The 17,300-nt window shown below is 62.3% G+C and carries 16 protein-coding genes; 9 read left to right on the forward strand and 7 right to left on the reverse strand.

All coding sequences use genetic code 11. The features are described 5' to 3' along the window. The first annotated feature begins 20 nt into the window (after positions 1 to 20). The gene (locus AMC99_RS13505) at positions 21 to 689 is read left to right on the forward strand and encodes a hypothetical protein (protein WP_061927351.1); all 669 of its coding nucleotides are present in this window, start codon (positions 21 to 23) and stop codon (positions 687 to 689) included. 59 nt (positions 690 to 748) lie between these two features. Here the strand turns inward: AMC99_RS13505 and rpoN are convergent, their stop codons facing one another. Both rpoN and lptB read right to left on the reverse strand, forming a co-directional pair. Then, on the reverse strand, positions 749 to 2,191 hold the full coding sequence (rpoN, locus tag AMC99_RS13510; RefSeq protein ID WP_061927354.1) for an RNA polymerase factor sigma-54: 1,443 nt from the start codon (positions 2,189 to 2,191) through the stop codon (positions 749 to 751). A gap of 20 nt (positions 2,192 to 2,211) precedes the next feature. Continuing rightward, the gene (gene lptB, locus AMC99_RS13515; RefSeq protein ID WP_061928074.1) at positions 2,212 to 2,991 is read right to left on the reverse strand and encodes an LPS export ABC transporter ATP-binding protein; all 780 of its coding nucleotides are present in this window, start codon (positions 2,989 to 2,991) and stop codon (positions 2,212 to 2,214) included. Between the two features lie 190 nt (positions 2,992 to 3,181). On the opposite strand from lptB, the gene AMC99_RS13520 reads away from it, so the two are divergent. Then, positions 3,182 to 3,559, forward strand: a complete 378-nt coding sequence (locus AMC99_RS13520) for a hypothetical protein (protein ID WP_061927363.1) — start codon at positions 3,182 to 3,184, stop codon at positions 3,557 to 3,559. 89 nt (positions 3,560 to 3,648) lie between these two features. Beyond that, positions 3,649 to 5,037, forward strand: coding sequence for a mechanosensitive ion channel family protein (locus tag AMC99_RS13525; protein ID WP_232301436.1), 1,389 nt, complete (start codon positions 3,649 to 3,651; stop codon positions 5,035 to 5,037). Between the two features lie 43 nt (positions 5,038 to 5,080). Here the strand turns inward: AMC99_RS13525 and ppa are convergent, their stop codons facing one another. Beyond that, positions 5,081 to 5,608 carry an inorganic diphosphatase gene (ppa, locus tag AMC99_RS13530; protein ID WP_061927367.1) on the reverse strand — a complete coding sequence of 176 codons (528 nt, stop codon included), beginning with the start codon at positions 5,606 to 5,608 and terminating at the stop codon, positions 5,081 to 5,083. 122 nt (positions 5,609 to 5,730) lie between these two features. Further along, complete coding sequence (locus AMC99_RS13535; RefSeq protein WP_061927369.1) at positions 5,731 to 7,680, reverse strand: M61 family metallopeptidase; 1,950 nt, start codon at positions 7,678 to 7,680, stop codon at positions 5,731 to 5,733. 93 nt (positions 7,681 to 7,773) lie between these two features. Between AMC99_RS13535 and hisS the strand changes: the two genes are divergently transcribed. From hisS to metK, 6 genes are all read left to right on the forward strand, one after another. Next, positions 7,774 to 9,012, forward strand: a complete 1,239-nt coding sequence (hisS, locus tag AMC99_RS13540) for a histidine--tRNA ligase (RefSeq protein ID WP_061927371.1) — start codon at positions 7,774 to 7,776, stop codon at positions 9,010 to 9,012. 2 nt (positions 9,013 to 9,014) lie between these two features. Next, the gene (prfA, locus tag AMC99_RS13545; RefSeq protein ID WP_061927373.1) at positions 9,015 to 10,082 is read left to right on the forward strand and encodes a peptide chain release factor 1; all 1,068 of its coding nucleotides are present in this window, start codon (positions 9,015 to 9,017) and stop codon (positions 10,080 to 10,082) included. Between the two features lie 10 nt (positions 10,083 to 10,092). Continuing rightward, complete coding sequence (gene prmC, locus AMC99_RS13550) at positions 10,093 to 10,914, forward strand: peptide chain release factor N(5)-glutamine methyltransferase (protein WP_061927375.1); 822 nt, start codon at positions 10,093 to 10,095, stop codon at positions 10,912 to 10,914. 228 nt (positions 10,915 to 11,142) lie between these two features. Continuing rightward, entirely contained in the window at positions 11,143 to 11,811 is a 669-nt protein-coding gene (locus AMC99_RS13555; protein WP_061927377.1) for a DUF4167 domain-containing protein, read from the forward strand. A 14-nt stretch (positions 11,812 to 11,825) separates the two neighbouring features. Further along, positions 11,826 to 13,436, forward strand: a complete 1,611-nt coding sequence (gene lnt, locus AMC99_RS13560) for an apolipoprotein N-acyltransferase (RefSeq protein ID WP_061927379.1) — start codon at positions 11,826 to 11,828, stop codon at positions 13,434 to 13,436. Between the two features lie 49 nt (positions 13,437 to 13,485). After that, positions 13,486 to 14,718, forward strand: a complete 1,233-nt coding sequence (gene metK / locus AMC99_RS13565; RefSeq protein WP_061927381.1) for a methionine adenosyltransferase — start codon at positions 13,486 to 13,488, stop codon at positions 14,716 to 14,718. A gap of 12 nt (positions 14,719 to 14,730) precedes the next feature. Here metK and AMC99_RS13570 read toward each other — a convergent pair whose 3' ends face one another. From AMC99_RS13570 to AMC99_RS13580, 3 genes are read right to left on the reverse strand one after another with little or no spacing between them, the layout of a single operon-like run. After that, positions 14,731 to 15,888, reverse strand: a complete 1,158-nt coding sequence (locus AMC99_RS13570) for a CaiB/BaiF CoA transferase family protein (protein WP_061927383.1) — start codon at positions 15,886 to 15,888, stop codon at positions 14,731 to 14,733. Positions 15,889 to 15,928: 40 nt separating this feature from the next. Beyond that, complete coding sequence (locus AMC99_RS13575) at positions 15,929 to 16,597, reverse strand: ferritin-like domain-containing protein (protein ID WP_157058334.1); 669 nt, start codon at positions 16,595 to 16,597, stop codon at positions 15,929 to 15,931. A 41-nt stretch (positions 16,598 to 16,638) separates the two neighbouring features. After that, the gene (locus AMC99_RS13580; RefSeq protein WP_061927385.1) at positions 16,639 to 17,298 is read right to left on the reverse strand and encodes a CoA transferase subunit B; all 660 of its coding nucleotides are present in this window, start codon (positions 17,296 to 17,298) and stop codon (positions 16,639 to 16,641) included. Positions 17,299 to 17,300: the final 2 nt, after the last annotated feature.

Raw genomic sequence — 17,300 nt, forward strand, 5'->3', positions numbered from 1 at the left:
CAGTGCTCAAGGAGACTTACATGTATTTTCGCGGTTCGACTTTGGGTTTTGCCGCGCTGGTTGCGGCCGCGTCCCATTCGCCGGCACAGTCCCAGCAGTTGAGCCAGGAAACGCAGCAGTCTTACCTGTCTTTGTGCGGTCTCTCCGCCAAGACCAGTATTACCTACGAATTCATGGGCGATCCGGATTTTGGCGCGAACGATGCCGCTCCGGTTGTCGCTTTCGATCCTGCGACGCATCCGGACGGCGCGCTCGCGTGTATTCCACTGCGCTCTCCCGGAACAGCGTGGCCGCAGGGCGGAATGTATATCTATTCCGACGGTTCGGTCCGGGGGAAATTCACGAACACTATCGCGGGCATCCGGCTCGGGGTGACGGAAAGTACAGCTGTGATCGGAGCGAGCGCCGGAAAGCAAGGCGACAGCGCGATCTATGACACGATAGAATGGAGCGAGTTCAACGTGACGTCAGCTGGCGGATTCTTCGGCGGGGCCGAGGCGGAAGGGAATGGCGCGCGGATCGGGCGCGGTCTCCAAGCCATTCGCAGCGGGGGCGCGGTCTATTTCGAATTCAAGTCGGAGAACGGTATGCCGGCCAATGTCTGGCGCCCTTTCCAGGTCGACCGGATGGCCTATCCTGCCCGCGCAAGCGCCAAGGCAATCTGGGCAGCGCTGAACTGGAAACGCTAGAAAGAGAAACCGGGCGAAGGTGGTTAGAACGCCAGGCTCACGTCCGGACTCGCCTTTAGCTAAAGCCCCCGCAGCTTCTTCTGGCGCCGGCGCTGGGCCGATGATCCGATTCCGATTGCCTCGCGATATTTGGCCACCGTGCGGCGGGCAAGGTCGAAGCCTTCGCCCTTGAGCATATCGACGAGTTTCTGGTCCGACAGCACCTTGTCGCCTTCAGCATCGATCAGTGCCTTGATCCGTGCCTTGACCGCTTCGGCGCTGGCGCCTTCGCCATCCGAGGAACTGACCCCGCTGGTAAAGAAGTACTTCAATTCGAAGCAGCCGCGATCGCAATGGAGGTACTTGTTGCTGGTGACGCGGCTGACAGTGCTTTCGTGCATGTCGATCGCCTCGGCCACTTCACGCAAGGTAAGCGGTTTCAGTTCCGATACCCCGCGAAGGAAGAAGCCGCGCTGTTTCTTCACGATCTCGGCGGCGGTCTTGAGGATCGTCTTCTGCCGTTGGTCGAGTGCCTTGATCAGCCAGTTTGCATCGGCGAGCTTTTCGCGCAGCCAGCTTTGCGCTTCCTTGCCGGGCGACCCGTTGCGCAGTTCGACGTAGTAATCGCGGTTGACGATCAGCCGGGGCAGCGTCGCCTCGTTCAGGGCAATATCCCAACCTTCGCCCTTGGCCTGGGTGACGAGAATGTCCGGCACGACCGCAGCGGCGGCAGAGCTGCCAAAGGCGAGGCCGGGCTTGGGATCATAGCTGCGCAGTTCGGCCAGCATGTCGGCGAAGTCTTCGTCATCGACATCGCACATGCGTTTGAGCCGGGCAAAATCGCCGCGCGCGACCAGTTCGAGATTGTCGATCAGCCGCGCCATGCACGGATCGTAGCGGTCGGCTTCGCGCGCCTGCAGCGCAAGGCATTCGGAAAGATTGCGCGCACCGACCCCTGTCGGATCGAGCGACTGGACAACCGCCAGTGCGCCTTCGGCTTCCGCCATCGAAACGGACAGGTCTGCGGCCAGCGCCCTGAGCTCGCCGACGAGGTAGCCTGCGTCGTCCAATTGCCCGATGATTGCCCGCGCTATGAATGCCTGCCTGTCGGAAGTCGCTGCCGGGCCAACCTGTTCTTCGAGGTGATCGGCCAAGGTGAGATCAGCGGTGCTGCGTTCTTCCAGCGCGGGTAACCCGTCGATCTGGGAGCCGGTGGCTCCTGCCGCGCCCCAGTCGCCATCGCCCGTGTCGCGGTCCCGGTCGAGCGCAGACGTATCGATGTCGAGCGCCTGTTCACCTTCGCCCGGGGTCGCATCATGGATGTCGGTATTTTCGGCAGAAGGCTCGCGGTCTTCCACGCGCATCTCGCCCGCTTCGAGCAAGGGGTTCGCTTCCAGTGCCTCGCCGATGAAGGCTTCTATTTCGAGATTGCTTGCCGCCAGCAGCTTGATCGCTTGCTGCAACTGCGGCGTCATCACCAGTGACTGGGATTGCCTTAGGTCTAACCTCGGACCCAGCGCCATGGTTCAATTCCCGCCTGAACTCACAGCGTAAAGCCTTCGCCCAGATACAGGCGACGGACATTTTCATCGGCCACGAGATCCTGCGGGGTCCCGGCAAACAGCACCTGTCCGCCATAGATGATGCATGCACGGTCGACGATATCGAGCGTTTCGCGGACGTTGTGATCTGTGATCAGCACGCCGATGCCGCGTTTCTTCAGGTCTTTCACGAGATCGCGAATATCGCTGATCGACAGCGGGTCGATCCCTGCAAATGGTTCGTCGAGCAGCATGATCGAAGGCTTGGCCGCCAGCGCGCGGGCGATTTCGCAGCGGCGCCGTTCACCGCCCGAAAGCGCCATCGCAGGCGAGGAGCGCAGACGTTCGATATGGAATTCTTCCAGCAGGCGCTCCAGCTCCTGCGCGCGGGTTTCGGCGTCGGGCTCGACCATTTCGAGCACGCAGTTGATATTCTGCTCGACCGTCATCCCGCGGAAGATCGACGTTTCCTGGGGCAGGTAGCCGAGGCCGAGGATCGCCCGGCGGTACATCGGCAGGTTGGTGACGTCTTCACCGTCCATCAGGATGCGTCCGGCATCCGGACGCACGAGACCCATGATGGAATAGAAGCAGGTCGTCTTGCCGGCACCATTGGGACCGAGCAGGCCGAGTACCTCTCCCTTGCCCACGGTCAGGGAAATGTCGGTCAGCACTGCGCGCTTGTCATAGCTCTTGGCTATGGAAATGACTTCCAGCCCGCCATTGGGCATGGGGGCGGTGGCGTCGGCTGCGCTCGCAGTCATGGTATCGGCGTCGCTCATGGCTGCAGCTTTAGCAGCCTGAAACAGCCAATAAACCCCCATCTTCGCCATTTGGCAGGATTTGTGCATGGCGCGTAGCGGAGGAGATGCGCTGCGAAAATGCGCATTAAGGTTACGCCGCTTGCAAGTTTGCCGACAGTTTGAAATAACTTCGAGTCGGAAGAGGGACTCTAACGGGGGAGATAGTCGAGTGAACGACGTCCTGCCGCACAAGCATGCGCACACTCAAAAGGTGCGCGATTGGCGCAAATCCGCAAGCGACCATGTCGCTTATTCGCTGCTGGTCTATACGGCCCTGCAGATTTTCGGCACCGTCCACGCGATGAAAAGCGCGACCGATGGTTCGGTATCGATCCTGCCTTATCTTGCGCTGATCGTGCTGGTGGCTGGCATCATTCCGGCGTGCCGCTGGTTCGAGAAACGCTGGGTTGCGCTCTCCGACGAGGAAAGCACCGATCCGGCCCTGGCTGGCGATTTCCGCCGCGACATGACCCTTCTCTGGGGTCTCGCTATCGGGCTGCCATTCCTGCTGACAGGGATTTTCAAGTTCATCGCCGCAGCTTCCTGAGCAAGCTGCGGGAACCTCGTCCGGTTATCGGACGCTTTCATGGGGCGGGACGACGAGTCTCGCCTCTTGTGTTTTGTGGTAGGGGCGCTGTGAAAAGACTGCTCGATTGTCTGATGGTCCTGCTGGTGCTGGTGGCAGCACCTGCACATGCGCTGATCCCAACAATCACCGAAGAACCGGCGGCCGAAGAAACCGTGGCGCCGGTCGAACAGACCATCGCCACCACTCAGGATGCCGGTAGCGATGACCGGATCAGCGAGCGTATCCAGGGGATCTTCGCCGAACTTCCATCCTATCGTAACGTCGAAGTCAGCGTGGCCGAAGGCGTCGTGACGCTGCGCGGCAGCGTTGTCGATCCGGATGCGATCGACCGCGCGGCCAAGATCGCGGGGCGCGTTTCGGGTGTCGTGACGGTCGAAAACAAGCTGCAGCGCGATCTTTCGGTAGAGGAAAACCTGTCGGTGCTCGGTCGCATGAGCGGCATCGCCGACAACTTCATGCAGATACTCCCTTTGCTCGCAGTGGCGTTCATCACCGCACTGCTGATCGGCGTGGCAGGTTATGTCATTGCGGGGTTCTCGGGCTTCTGGAACCGCGTCGCCCCTAACGTATTCCTCGGCGAATTGCTGAGGAGCGCGATCCGCTTCGTCTTCGTGGTTGGCGGCGTGCTCATCGCGCTCGACATGCTCGGGGCGGGCGCGCTCCTGGGTGCGGTCCTCGGCGGTGCAGGCGTCATCGGCATCGCGCTCGGCTTTGCAATGCGCGACACGATCGAAAACTATGTCGCCTCGCTAATGCTGAGCATGCGCCAGCCTTTCCGCGCCAACGATTGGGTGGTGATCGACAGCTATGAAGGTCGGGTGATCCGCCTGACGAGCCGGGCGACCATCCTCATGACACTCGACGGGAACCACCTGCGCATTCCCAACGGCCAGGTCTTCAAGGCGGTCATCCTCAACTACACCCGAAATCCGCAGCGGCGTTTCGATTTCATCCTCGGGGTCGACGCGGACGACGATCCGCGTGCAGCGATGCAGTTGGGGATCGAGACACTTGCGGCCCTGCCATTCGTCCTCGGCGATCCGGAACCTGCTGCGCGGATCGAGGATGTGGGCGACAGCAATATCGCAGTCCGCTTCCTCGGCTGGATCGATCAGGAAAAGGCCGACTGGTACAAGTCGCGAAGCCTGGCGATCGCGGCTGTGAAGGAAGCGCTGGAGACGGGCGGATTTGCCTTGCCCGAACCGATCTATCGCCTGCGCTTCGATCCGCGCACCGGCGCATTGCCCATCGGGCGCAGCGCCAGCCTTGCCGAAGAGGCACATCCTTCACATCCGTCCGCTCGCGCCCAACCGGCAGAAGCGGTGGAGCACGACGTCAAACCGGAGAGCGAAATTGCCGAAATGGTCGAGAAGGAACGCCGCGGTGATGGCGACCGTGCCAACGACCTGCTCGATTCAGGCCGTCCGGTAGAGTGAGCGGAAACGGGCGCGGCAGGCCGCGCCCGATGACCGGTTCGGATCAGCCTTTGTAACGCTCGATCGCTTCGAGGACGATCTGCCGCGCTTCTTCACGGTCGCCCCAATTGCCCACGCGCACCCACTTTTCGGCTTCGAGATCCTTGTAGTGGGTGAAGAAGTGTTCGATCTGCTGGAAGATGATCGAGGGCAGGTCCTTGGTCTCGCCGACATCCGAATAATACGGGAAAGTCGTGTCGACGGGGACGCAGATCAGCTTTTCGTCGCCGCCATGCTCGTCTTCGAGGTTGAGAACGCCGATCGGTCGGGCGCGTACGACGCAGCCGGCGATGAACGGCGTGCGCGCGATGACCAGTGCATCGAGCGGGTCGCCATCGGGGCTGAGCGTGTGCGGAACGAAGCCATAGTTCGCCGGATAGCGCATCGGCGTGTGCAGGATGCGGTCGACGAACAGAGCGCCCGATTCCTTGTCGAATTCATATTTGACCGGCTCGCCGCCAGTCGGGACTTCGATAATGACGTTGAGGTCGTCGGGCGGGTTGCTGCCGACGGGGATCTTGCTGATATCCATGATGCACTCTTCTGGTCACGTGGGTCGGCCAGTGCCGCAAGGGCGGGCCGGAATTACGCGCGAGGCCTTAGGCTGCGATCTTGTGCATCGCAACATCAATGAGCCTTGATTAGACGAAAGCGTTATTTGGTGCGCGGCGCCAACAGCTTGTCGAGGCCGGTGTTCGTGCCGGTCGCTTCGATCCAGGGATAGCGCAGCCCGCCATGGTAATCGATCGCGATGGTGTCGTAGCGGTCGCCGCGTTTCACCAGCAGTTCGATCGGCTCCTTGCGATCCTTGGCAGCGGTGATCGCTTCCTTGATCGTTTCGGACGAATACGCTTCGCCATCGACCGCGACGATCTGCGCGCCGTTCACGATGCCGAGCGAGAAGGCGGGGCCGTCCCACAGGGTCGATGTCACCTTGCCGTCAGACGACAGATTCACACCGAGTGAATAGAACAGGTTGAGATATTCGCCCCCGCTCATGCGGCCTGCGTCATAGGTGTTGGGCTCTTCCTTCCACACCAGCTTGTAGCCGGCCATTTCCAGCCCGCGCATCGGGGCAGGCTGGCCGGGCTTGCGCAGGCGCGTGTCGAGGAAGGTCGCCCAGTCGTGGGCATAGACACCGTTCAGCGTCGCGACGATTTCCTCGAAATCATAGGTCGCAATGCCCCAGTCGCCGTCGTTCTGGCCGAAGAATGCCTTGGCGAAATCGTCGAGACCCTTCTTCCCGCCGGTGCCGTTGCGGATGATCTGGTCGGCTTCGAGCCAGGTCAGCGCGCCTTCGACGTAATAGTCTTCACTGCGCGAGAGCGAGGAATATGGCAGCGGGCGGCGCGAGTTGATGATCGGATCGTGGGTCGTGTCCTCGACTGCGCGCCAGGCGCGGCCCGGCTGGCCCTCTGCATAGTTGGCAGCCGCAAGCGCGATCGTCCCGAGGATCGTATCCTTGTCCTGCAGGCCCGAGCGCGCAGCAAGGATCCAGCCCCAAAACTGGGTCTGCCCTTCATACATCCACAGCAGCGAGTCCTGCTTCGGCGTGCGATAATCCGGGCCCCACAGGTCTGCCGGGCGGCGGTATTTGCCGTTCCAGCTATGGACCAGCTCGTGGCTCACGACATTGCGGTCCCAGGCCATCTTGTCCCAATCGACGAGGGCCTTCGTTTCGTACTGGTTTTCGGAGCTGCGGTGGTGTTCGAGCCCGATCCCGCCCATGCGATCGGTCATCGCGAGCAGGAAATTATAGTGGTCGAAATGGCGAGCACCGAACAGTGCGTCGGCTTCGTCGACGAGCTTTTCGAAGGTCTTGAGGTTTTCCGGCGCCAGCTCGAGATACTTCGGCTTGTCGGCGACGGCGTCGAGTGTCACGGCCGGATCGAGGCTCCACTGCTTGGCATATTTGCCGGCGAAGATCGGGCTGTCGACCAGCGTCTCGTAATCGACGACGTCCCAAGTCACGCGGTTGCCGGCCTGCGCCTTGCCATCGAGAGCGGTGAAGACTTCCCAGCCTTCGGGGAAGGTGACGGTCGGTTTCACCGCGATCTGGCGCACATAGTGGCCCGCCGGATAGAAGCTCATCTTCTCCCACTGCAGGTTCAGCATTTCCTGCGTCATTGTAATGCGGCCTTCACGGCCGGTGACAGGCGATGTGTGAACGAAGCGGGCGACGACCTCGGTTGCGCCTTCAGGCACTTCTACGTCGATCTGGTACACGTCGAGCGGATTGCGATGCCACTTCAGCTCGGTGTCGCCGGCGTAGAAGCGGAAATTGCTGACCAGATTGATCGGGCCGCGCGGCGCGTGATTGCCGGGCAGCCATTCGGGGAACAACAGCGTCAGCGTGCGCATGCCAGCGGGTACGGGGATGGTTTCGGTCACGGTGTAAACGCCGCGCCCGGTATCGGTCGCATCGATATCGAGCGAAATCGTGCCGCCGGGCCATGGCGTGTCCTTCGGCAGCGGGGTCGCATCGTCCAGCGCCGGGGCAACGGGCTTAGAACGCAAGACGTCCGAACCGGCCTGCTGCGCATACAGCGAGGTGCTGAAAGTGAGGGAAAGGGCGAGAGCGGCGACCGCGACTGACTTTTTCATTGCCGCGCCCAATGCCCTTTGATGCCGACAATCTCAAGTTTCCAATCGACGAGCGACTTTTACACTCGACCGGAAGGCGCTAAGCGCGCCGGCATGAGCAAGAATACACCGCAAGCCATACGCGGCACCCAGGACATCTTCGGCGCCGACGCCGAGGCTTTCGCCTTCGTCGTCGAAACATTCGAGCGCGTGCGCAAGCTCTACCGCTTTCGCCGGGTGGAAATGCCCGTGTTCGAGAAGACCGAGGTTTTCAGCCGCGCGATTGGCGAAACGACGGACGTGGTGTCGAAGGAAATGTATTCGTTCGAGGATCGCGGCGGGGAGTCGCTGACGCTGCGCCCCGAATTCACCGCCGGGATTGCGCGCGCCTTCCTCACCAACGGATGGCAGCAGCATGCGCCGCTAAAGGTGGCAACCCACGGTCCGCTGTTCCGTTACGAGCGCCCGCAGAAGGGCCGATATCGCCAGTTCCACCAGATCGACGCCGAGATCATCGGCGCTGCGGAACCACAAGCAGACGTCGAACTGCTCGCGATGGCCGACCAGGTGATCCGCGAACTGGGGATCGAAGGCGTGACGCTTCACCTCAACACGCTTGGCGATGCCGACAGCCGCGATGGCTGGCGGGCGGGGCTGATCGACTATTTCGGTAAGGTGCGCGGCGAATTGTCGGAAGATTCGCAGGAGCGGCTCGAAAAGAACCCGCTGCGGATTCTCGACAGCAAGGACCCGCGCGATCGCGCCTTCGTTGCCGATGCGCCCAAGATCGACGATTTCCTTACCGACGAGGCAAAGGCTTTCTTCGAAGCGGTCACCAGCGGCCTCGACGCGGCCGGCGTGAAGTGGACCCGCGCGGAAAGCCTCGTGCGCGGGCTCGACTACTATCGCCACACCGCTTTCGAATTCATTCCCGATGCTGGGTCAGAGGCAGCGGGCAAGCTCGGCAGCCAGAGCACCATCCTTGGCGGTGGTCGCTATGACGGCCTGATGGAAAGCCTCGGCGGCGCACCCACGCCTGCAGTCGGCTGGGCTGCCGGGATCGAGCGATTGGCCATGCTGGTCGGCGACAAGGGGGAGCCGAAAGCAGACGTCATCGTCGTGGTCGAGAATGACGAGCTGATCGGCAATGCCATTGCAGCGCTCGGCAAGTTGAGGGCGGCCGGTCATTCGGCGGAACTCGTCGCGACCGGCAGCCCGCGTAAACGCTGGGACAAGGCGGTGAAGGCAGGCGCTGACACCCTCGTCGCTTTCGATGTGCGCGACGGCACAGAGCATGTCAGGATCAAGGCCAGCGACGACGCGAAGGCACAGCTCGAAAATCTTCTGGGCTGATCATGAAAGTACCTGCCGAACGTCTTGACCAGATCGCCCATCGTTTCGCCGAGCTCGAAGCGCGCATGGCGAGCGGAACGCTCGAAGGCGACGCCTTCGTCCAGGCGAGCCGCGACTATGCTGAACTGGAACCGGTCGCCAAGGTCGCCGCCGAAGTGCGATCGATGCGCGAGGAAATCGCCGGCCTCGAGGAAATGCTCGCCGATCCGGAAATGAAGGCCATGGCAGAGGAAGAGCTTGCGGATATTCGCGAACGCTTGCCCGAGGCGGAGCGCAAGCTTGCCGTCGCCATGCTGCCGCGAGACAGCGCCGACAGCAAACCGGCCATGCTCGAAATTCGCGCCGGGACGGGCGGTGACGAAGCCGCGTTGTTCGCGGGCGACCTCTTTCGCATGTACGAACGCTATGCCGCCGAACAGGGCTGGAAAGTCGAGCCGGTTAGCATGAGCGCGTCCGAAGTCGGCGGGTTCAAGGAAATCGTCGCCAACGTCACCGGTACCGGCGTGTTCGCCAAATTGAAGTTCGAAAGCGGCGTCCACCGCGTCCAGCGCGTGCCGGAAACCGAGAGTGGGGGCCGGATCCATACTTCGGCAGCGACCGTGGCGGTATTGCCCGAACCCGACGAGGTGGATGTGCAGATCGAGGAAAAAGACCTCAAGATCGACACCTATCGCGCCAGCGGAGCGGGCGGCCAGCACGTCAACACCACGGACAGCGCGATCCGCATCACGCACCTTCCAACTGGAACGGTCGTCACCTGCCAGGACGGACGCAGCCAGCACAAGAACAAGGAAAAGGCGATGCAGGTCCTCCGCACGCGCCTTTACGATGCGCAGCGCGAGGCCACGCAGGGCGCCGAGGCGGAAGCGCGCAAGGCGATGGTCGGCAGCGGCGACCGCTCCGAACGCATCCGGACCTATAATTATCCGCAAGGCCGCGTGACCGATCACCGGATCGGCCTCACCCTGCAGAAACTGCCCCAGATCATCGCCGGGCCGGGCCTTGGCGAGCTGGTCGATGCACTGATCGCAGAGGACGAGGCGAAGCGTCTTGCGGCGATGGCCGAATGACGAGGGCCGAATGAATGTAGGCGAGGCGATCCGCGAGGCTGCGGCTCGCCTTTCTGCAACCAGCGACACCGCCCGGCTCGATGCCGAACTGCTGATGGCGCATGCGCTGGGCACCGATCGTTCGGCGATGCTGCTGCGGGCTATGACGGGACCGGCACCGGCTGAATTTGGCGCATTGGTCGAGCGACGCGAGCACCGCGAACCGGTGGCCTACATCCTGGGTGAAGCAGAATTCTATGGCCGCAGTTTTGTCGTCAGGCCGGGTGTCCTGATCCCCCGCGGCGACAGCGAAACCGTGGTCGATGCTGCGCTGGACCTGCTCGGGAACGAGGGACGCATTCTCGATCTGGGCACCGGGTCTGGTGCGCTCTTGCTCACTATCCTCGCGGAGCGTCCGGCGATGACCGGTGTGGGGATCGATACCTCTCTCGCCGCGTTACCCGTTGCTGCGCTCAATGCAGCGCGTCTCGATCTTGAAGACCGGGCGCATATCCTGAGAGGTGACTGGGGCGAAGCGGGCTTGGCGGAAGACCTCGGCCGGTTCGATCTGGTGATCAGCAATCCACCCTATGTCGAAACCGGTGCCGTGCTCGATCCCGATGTCCGCGATCATGAACCATCGTCCGCGCTGTTTGCAGGCGAGGAAGGGCTTGACGACTATCGGGCGATCATCCCGCAGCTTGGCAAGCTCCTTGTTCCGGGGGGCGTCGCGGTGCTGGAAATCGGCCACAAACAGGCATCCGCGGTCGGTGCGATTGCCCGCGACTCGGGATTTACCGTGGCCGTTCGGCAGGACCTCGGCGGCAGGGATCGCGCTCTGCTGTTGACATAAAGGGTTGGCAAAACCGATTCGCGTCGCTAACTCTGTCTCAGGCCTCTGGTCTGCCCTCGGCGGCATCCACCAGGCCAAGCTCCGCAACACAGATAAATTGGTAGCGCGCTAACGCCTGCCGAATCTCGCGGAACAGGGTGCGATGCCAATGGGGTATCGCTCGTGACAAGGGGTCTATGGGCCGCCGGCAATTTTGCGCAAGCGGTCACGGATGAGGAAAGCTTCTCCTTGAATAACAATCGAAACAATCGTCGTCGCGGTCGCGGCAACAACAACCGGAACCAGGGCGGCGGCAACAACGCAAACCGGATCGACAGCCGTGCACGGGGCAATGCCCCACAGCTGCTCGACAAGTACAAGAAGCTTGCGCAGGACGCCCAGCACAATGGCGACCGCGTCCAGGCCGAATACTACCTCCAGTTTGCCGACCACTATTTCCGCGTGATCGCCGACAACAAGGCGCGCCAGGACGAGGCGCGTGGCAAGCGTCAGGATGATCGCGACCAGGCCAATGATGACGACGATGGCGACGACAATGACGATCGCCGCAACAAGCGTCGTCCGCGCAACCAGCGCGACAATCGCCGCGATGATCGCAGCGACGGTCCGTACGAAGGCGACGAGGGCATGGAAGGCGAATCCGCCGACCAGTCCGACGACGATGGCGAAGAAAGCCGCAAGCCGCGCCGTTCGCGCAAGGACGATGGCGGGGAAAAGCGCCCTCGCCGTGCCAAGCGCCGCGATGACGACGACGATGCAGCCGGTGAAATCGACGCAGCGGTGCTGCCGCCATCCTTCGCATCCGACGGTGACGAGGGTGAAAAGCCGCGCCGTCGCCGCACGGTGAAGAAGGACACCCAGTCCGATGATGGCGAGGATCTCAAGGCCGTAGGCTGACCGGAGCCGGCATCATGATCGAGCGATTGGCAGCCATCTGGCAGGTGATCGCGCGCTGGCCTCGCCTGTCTGCCCTTGTGCTGGGATTACTCGGCGCAACGGCCTTCCCGCCGCTCGGCCTGTGGCCTGTCGGGCTGCTGTCGCTGGCGCTGCTCACGATCCTGCTGAAGGATGCTGCGCGTCCCCGTGATGCAGCGGTGCTCGGCTGGTTGTTCGGCTGGTCGCACCTGTCGCTGGCCAACAACTGGATTGCGACCGCCTTCACATACCAGGCCGACATGCCGGTGGCTTTGGGGGCAGTCGCCGTACCGCTGCTGTGCGTTTATCTCGCAATCTACCCCGCAATCGCCGCATGGGCCGCGCGTGCGGTACTAGAAAAGAAACCTGCCTTCGGGTCGATCCTCGCCTTCGGGGCGGTTTTCGGCGCATTCTGGATCGTGACCGAATGGCTGCGAAGCTGGGTCTTCACCGGCTATCCTTGGCCTCCGCTCGGCCTCATGCTGCTCGGCAATTGGGACACCCCCGGCATTGCGCGGATCCTGCCGTGGGTCGGAACCTACGCGCTATCGGGAATGACCATCGCGCTGGCAGCCGGCATCGCCGCGCTTGCGGTTCGGAAGAAATGGCCGGCACTCGCGATCGCTGTCGCTGCGACGTCTGCCGTGATGCTGTGGCCTGTCGGGAAGGGTGCAGAAGGCGACGTCCGTTTCACCCTTGTCCAGCCGTTGCTGCCCCAGGACGAGCTCAACGATCCCTCCAAATTCGAAGAGCAGTTCGCCCGTATCGCACGCCTTACGCTGCCAAGCCGCGACGAGAATCGGCTGGTGCTCTGGCCGGAAAGCGCGGTGCCCGACTATCTCGAGGACGGCTATCCGCAGATATACTATTCGCGCATGACCGCTGCTGGCGATCCCGCATTCGCCCGCTCGCGCATCGGCTCACTCGTCGGTGAGAATTCGCTGCTTTTGACGGGCCTGGTTCATCTCGACATCGGCGAGAAGGCAGGCGTCCGCCGCGCCGTCAGTGCCCGCAACGCGGTCAGCCTGCTCGATGGCGAAGGACAGATCCTCGAGACCTATTCGAAGGCGCACCTCGTGCCTTACGGTGAGTACCTGCCGATGAAGTGGCTGCTCGAACCGCTCGGCCTTACCCGATTGGTAGCAGGTTCGATCGAATATCTTCCCGGCCCTGGTCCTCGCACGCTCGACGTGGGCGAATTCGGGAGCGCGGGCATCCAGGTCTGTTACGAGATCGTATTCTCCGGCCAGGTGGTCGATCCGGCAAAACGGCCCGATTTCATCTTCAACCCATCCAACGATGGCTGGTTCGGAAGCTGGGGATCACCCCAGTTCGTCGGCCAGTCGCGGATGCGTGCGATAGAGGAAGGCCTGCCGGTGCTGCGATCGACGACGACCGGGATCAGCGCGGTCATCGACGCCGACGGTGTCGTCAGGTCGTCGATCGGGCGCGGTCTTGCCGACCGGATCGAGGGGCGAATACCGCCGCCGAAATCGCCGACCCTGTTCTCTCGCCTCGGCAATGCACTTCCGCTTGCCTGGGCAATCGTCATTCTTGTGGCCTGCTTCGTCGGATCGTCTGTTGCCACCCGTCGCCGCGACGTCTAGTCCTGCGACAAGACATAAAGAACTCCTTATATCCGTCCGACGAGGCTCCATGCGCGACAATTATCTCTTCACCTCCGAAAGCGTTTCCGAGGGGCATCCCGACAAAGTGTCGGACCAGATCAGCGATGCCATCGTCGACCTGATGCTGGCGAAGGATCCCGAAGCGCGTGTCGCCTGCGAAACCATGACGACGACGCAGCGCGTGATCCTGTCAGGCGAAATCCGCTGCGCGCCGATGTATGATCGCAATCGCGAGGAATGGGCCGAAAACGGCGGCTGGGCACCGGGCGCCAAGGAAGAAATAGAGCAGGCCGTCCGCCGCACCGTCCGCGAGATCGGCTACGAGCAGGAGGGGTTCCACTGGCAGACCCTGACCTTCGAGAACCACTTGCACGGCCAGTCGGTCGAGATCGCGCAAGGCGTCGATGCGGCGGGCAACAAGGATGAAGGCGCAGGCGACCAGGGCATCATGTTCGGTTTTGCCTGTGACGAGACGCCCGACCTGATGCCGGCAACGCTCGATTACTCGCACAAGATTCTCCAGCGCCTCGCGGCAGACCGCAAGAGCGGTGCGGCACCGTTCCTGGAGCCCGATGCGAAGAGCCAGGTCACGCTGCGCTACGAACATGGCCGCCCGGTCGAATGCACGGCCCTCGTCGTCTCGACCCAGCATGCCAAGGGTTACCACGAAGGCGACAAGGAAGCCGAACTTAAGAATTACGTGAAGGGCGTGGTTGCCGACATCCTTCCCGATGGCTGGATCACGGAGAATACCCGCTGGCACATCAACCCGACCGGTGCTTTCGAAATCGGCGGGCCTGACGGTGACGCTGGCCTGACGGGCCGCAAGATCATCGTCGATACCTATGGCGGCGCGGCTCCGCATGGTGGCGGCGCGTTCAGCGGCAAGGACCCGACCAAGGTCGATCGTTCGGCGGCCTACATCACGCGATACCTGGCCAAGAACATCGTTGCCGCAGGCCTTGCCCGGCGCTGCACGATCCAGATCGCCTATGCCATCGGCGTCAGCGAACCCCTTTCGCTCTATGTCGATACACACGGTACCGGGACGGTCGACGATGCCGATCTCGAAAAGGCGATTGGTTCGATCGAGAAGCTCGGCGGACTAACCCCACGCGGCATTCGCACGCATCTGGGCCTCAACAAGCCGATCTACCGGACGAGTGCAGCCTATGGCCACTTCGGTCGCAAGGCTGAAGGGGACTTCTTCCCGTGGGAACGCACCGACCTGGTCGAAGACCTGAAGGCTGCGCTGCCCTAAGGCAGGCAGGTCTCAGCCGCGATCGTCTTCGCCAAGCAGTGGAGACGGGCGGTCGAGCGCCAGTTCCGCTTCCGAAAAAGTGAATGGGCTGCGGGTGCCGCTAATCCCGCCCAGTTCGATTTGCATGCCGCGCGCGAGCATCTGCGGATCGGCAAATGCTGCGTCGATCCCGTTGATCGGACCGGCAGGAATGCCGCCTGCATTGCAGGCCGCTAGCAGGTCGGCCGTCGACCAGATCGCGGTCTCTGCGGCTATCATTGCATCGAGTTCGTCGCGGTTCGCCAGCCGCGCCTCGTTGGTGGCAAAACGTACTTCGTCAAGCAGGTCGTCGCGCTTCAGCAGGGTTAGCAGTCGTCGGAACAGGCCATCGTTCGCCGGGGCAAGCACGACTTGGCCATCGCTGGTCGGAAACACTCCATATGCGCTCACCTGTGCGTGCTCGTTCCCCATACGCGGCGGGTTCTGCCCGGTGACGAAGTAATGCATCGACTGGCTGCCGAGCAGCGCGGTCGAACAATCGAGCAATGACATGTCGACATGCTGGCCGCGGCCCGTCCGCTCTCGCATCGCCAGTGCGGCCTGGATGCCGATTACCGAATACAGGCCGCAGGTCAGGTCAGAGATCGATATGCCCATCTTCATGGGCTGTCCGTCGGGCTCGCCCGTGATCGACATGAACCCGCTCATCGCCTGGATGACGAAGTCGTATCCGGCCTCGTGGGCGCGGGGACCGGTCTGTCCGAAGCCTGTGACAGAGCAATAGACGAGCGCCGGATTGTCTCCGCGCAGGCTATCGTAATCGAGGCCGAACTTTGCCAGCGTGCCTGTCTTGAAGTTTTCGATCAGGACATCGGCACCGGCAATCAACGCCTTCACCCGGGCAAGGTCGTCAGCATCCTTGAAGTCGGCGATCGTGCTGCGTTTGCCGCGATTGGCGGAATGATAATAGGCAGCTTCGCGCCGCAGCTTTCCGTCCGGACCTTCGCGCTCGACCCAGGGCGGGCCCCATTTCCGCGTGCCATCGCCATTGGGGCTCTCGACCTTGATCACATCCGCGCCAAGGTCGGAGAGTATCTGTCCCGCCCACGGTCCCGCCAGCACGCGGGCGAGTTCGACGACCTTGAGCCCGGCGAGCGGGGCATTTTCGTTGCGGGGGGATGTCAGCCACATGCGGGCCGGAGTGCGCGGCGGCGGGCTGACGGTCAAGCCTTCAAATGGCGTAGGCCTGCGGATCCTCGTCCGGCCAGCTGGTGAGGCGTGCATTGCGGCGATTGATGAAGACCGCAGGCAGCTTTGCCAGCATCAGCGACTTGTGTATCCAGTAATCGGTCCACAATTCGCGCCAGCGCGGCTTGGGTCTGCGTCCGTTGGCCTGCAGCCAGCGTTCGTAGGGGCGATAGTGGTCCGGTTCGTCCCGCTCGACCACCTCGAAGATGCGTTTCATCGCCTTGTCCGAACGGATGTGCGGGTTCTTGAGCAGGACTTCGACCTGTTCCATCCCGCGCTGTTCGGTGATCATGATGACGCGGCACAATTTCTCGAATTCGTCCCCGTCGGCAATGATGGCATCGGTGTCGAGTTCGTCGATGGTGCAGCCGAAAACGCTTTCGATGAAGTGGTCGATATGGCCGCAGGTGCGATCGACCTTCAGCGGCATGCGGCCCTGAAGTTCGAACCACCGCTTGAACATGCGATAATGCTTTTCCTCGTCGGCACGGTGCTTTTCGACCTCTGCGATGAACGCCGGATTGTCGGCGCAGCGCGCACGCACAGCCTCCAGCACCCGGTCGAGCGAGGTGTAACCACGATGCTCGTTATAGATGTAGATCGACGCAAGAACGTCGAGGAAGCGCGCACGAAAGGCAGATTGCAGACCCATTCCCCCTGCGTCGCACACATGGGGCAGGGGAGGAAGCGAAATCAGCCGAGCGCGACCTCGTAATGCGCTGTCGTCATCGACGCGATCTCTTCCTCGGTCACACCCGGTGCCATCTCGATCAGGCGGAACGGGCTGTCATGATCCTTGCGCTGGAAAACGCCGAGGTTGGTGATGATCATGTCGACCACATTGGTCCCGGTCAGCGGCAAGGTGCATTCGGGGATGAACTTGGGATCGCCGGCCTTGCTGGCATGGTCCATCACCACGATGATCTTCTTCACGCCGGCGACGAGGTCCATCGCGCCGCCCATTCCCTTGATCATCTTGCCCGGGATCATCCAGTTGGCGATGTCGCCGTTCTGCGCCACTTCCATCGCACCCAGCACGGTCAGGTCGATATGACCGCCGCGGATCATGGCAAAGCTGGTCGCACTGTCGAAATAGGCACTGTGCGGCAGTTCGCTGATGGTCTGCTTGCCCGCGTTGATCAGGTCGGGGTCGACTTCGTCGTCATAGGGGAAGGGCCCGATGCCCAGCATGCCGTTCTCGCTCTGCAAGGTGACGTGCATCCCTTCCGGAATGTGGTTCGCGACCAGCGTGGGGATGCCGATGCCCAGGTTGACGTAATAGCCATCCTCCAGTTCCTTCGCGGCGCGGGCGGCCATTTCGTCACGGTTCCAGCCGTGTTTTACCTCAGACATTT

The organism is Altererythrobacter epoxidivorans (assembly GCF_001281485.1).
Taxonomy (GTDB): Bacteria; Pseudomonadota; Alphaproteobacteria; order Sphingomonadales; family Sphingomonadaceae; genus Erythrobacter; species Erythrobacter epoxidivorans.

Bases quoted from the DNA above. Each gene is read 5' to 3' on its own strand.
- AMC99_RS13505 (WP_061927351.1), top strand. From the start codon at position 21: ATGTATTTTCGCGGTTCGACTTTGGGTTTTGCCGCGCTGGTTGCGGCC.
- rpoN (WP_061927354.1), bottom strand. From the start codon at position 2,191: ATGGCGCTGGGTCCGAGGTTAGACCTAAGGCAATCCCAGTCACTGGTG.
- lptB (WP_061928074.1), bottom strand. From the start codon at position 2,991: ATGAGCGACGCCGATACCATGACTGCGAGCGCAGCCGACGCCACCGCC.
- ppa (WP_061927367.1), bottom strand. From the start codon at position 5,608: ATGGATATCAGCAAGATCCCCGTCGGCAGCAACCCGCCCGACGACCTC.
- AMC99_RS13535 (WP_061927369.1), bottom strand. From the start codon at position 7,680: ATGAAAAAGTCAGTCGCGGTCGCCGCTCTCGCCCTTTCCCTCACTTTC.
- hisS (WP_061927371.1), top strand. From the start codon at position 7,774: ATGAGCAAGAATACACCGCAAGCCATACGCGGCACCCAGGACATCTTC.
- prfA (WP_061927373.1), top strand. From the start codon at position 9,015: ATGAAAGTACCTGCCGAACGTCTTGACCAGATCGCCCATCGTTTCGCC.
- prmC (WP_061927375.1), top strand. From the start codon at position 10,093: ATGAATGTAGGCGAGGCGATCCGCGAGGCTGCGGCTCGCCTTTCTGCA.
- lnt (WP_061927379.1), top strand. From the start codon at position 11,826: ATGATCGAGCGATTGGCAGCCATCTGGCAGGTGATCGCGCGCTGGCCT.
- metK (WP_061927381.1), top strand. From the start codon at position 13,486: ATGCGCGACAATTATCTCTTCACCTCCGAAAGCGTTTCCGAGGGGCAT.
- AMC99_RS13570 (WP_061927383.1), bottom strand. From the start codon at position 15,888: ATGTGGCTGACATCCCCCCGCAACGAAAATGCCCCGCTCGCCGGGCTC.
- AMC99_RS13575 (WP_157058334.1), bottom strand. From the start codon at position 16,597: ATGGGTCTGCAATCTGCCTTTCGTGCGCGCTTCCTCGACGTTCTTGCG.
- AMC99_RS13580 (WP_061927385.1), bottom strand. From the start codon at position 17,298: ATGTCTGAGGTAAAACACGGCTGGAACCGTGACGAAATGGCCGCCCGC.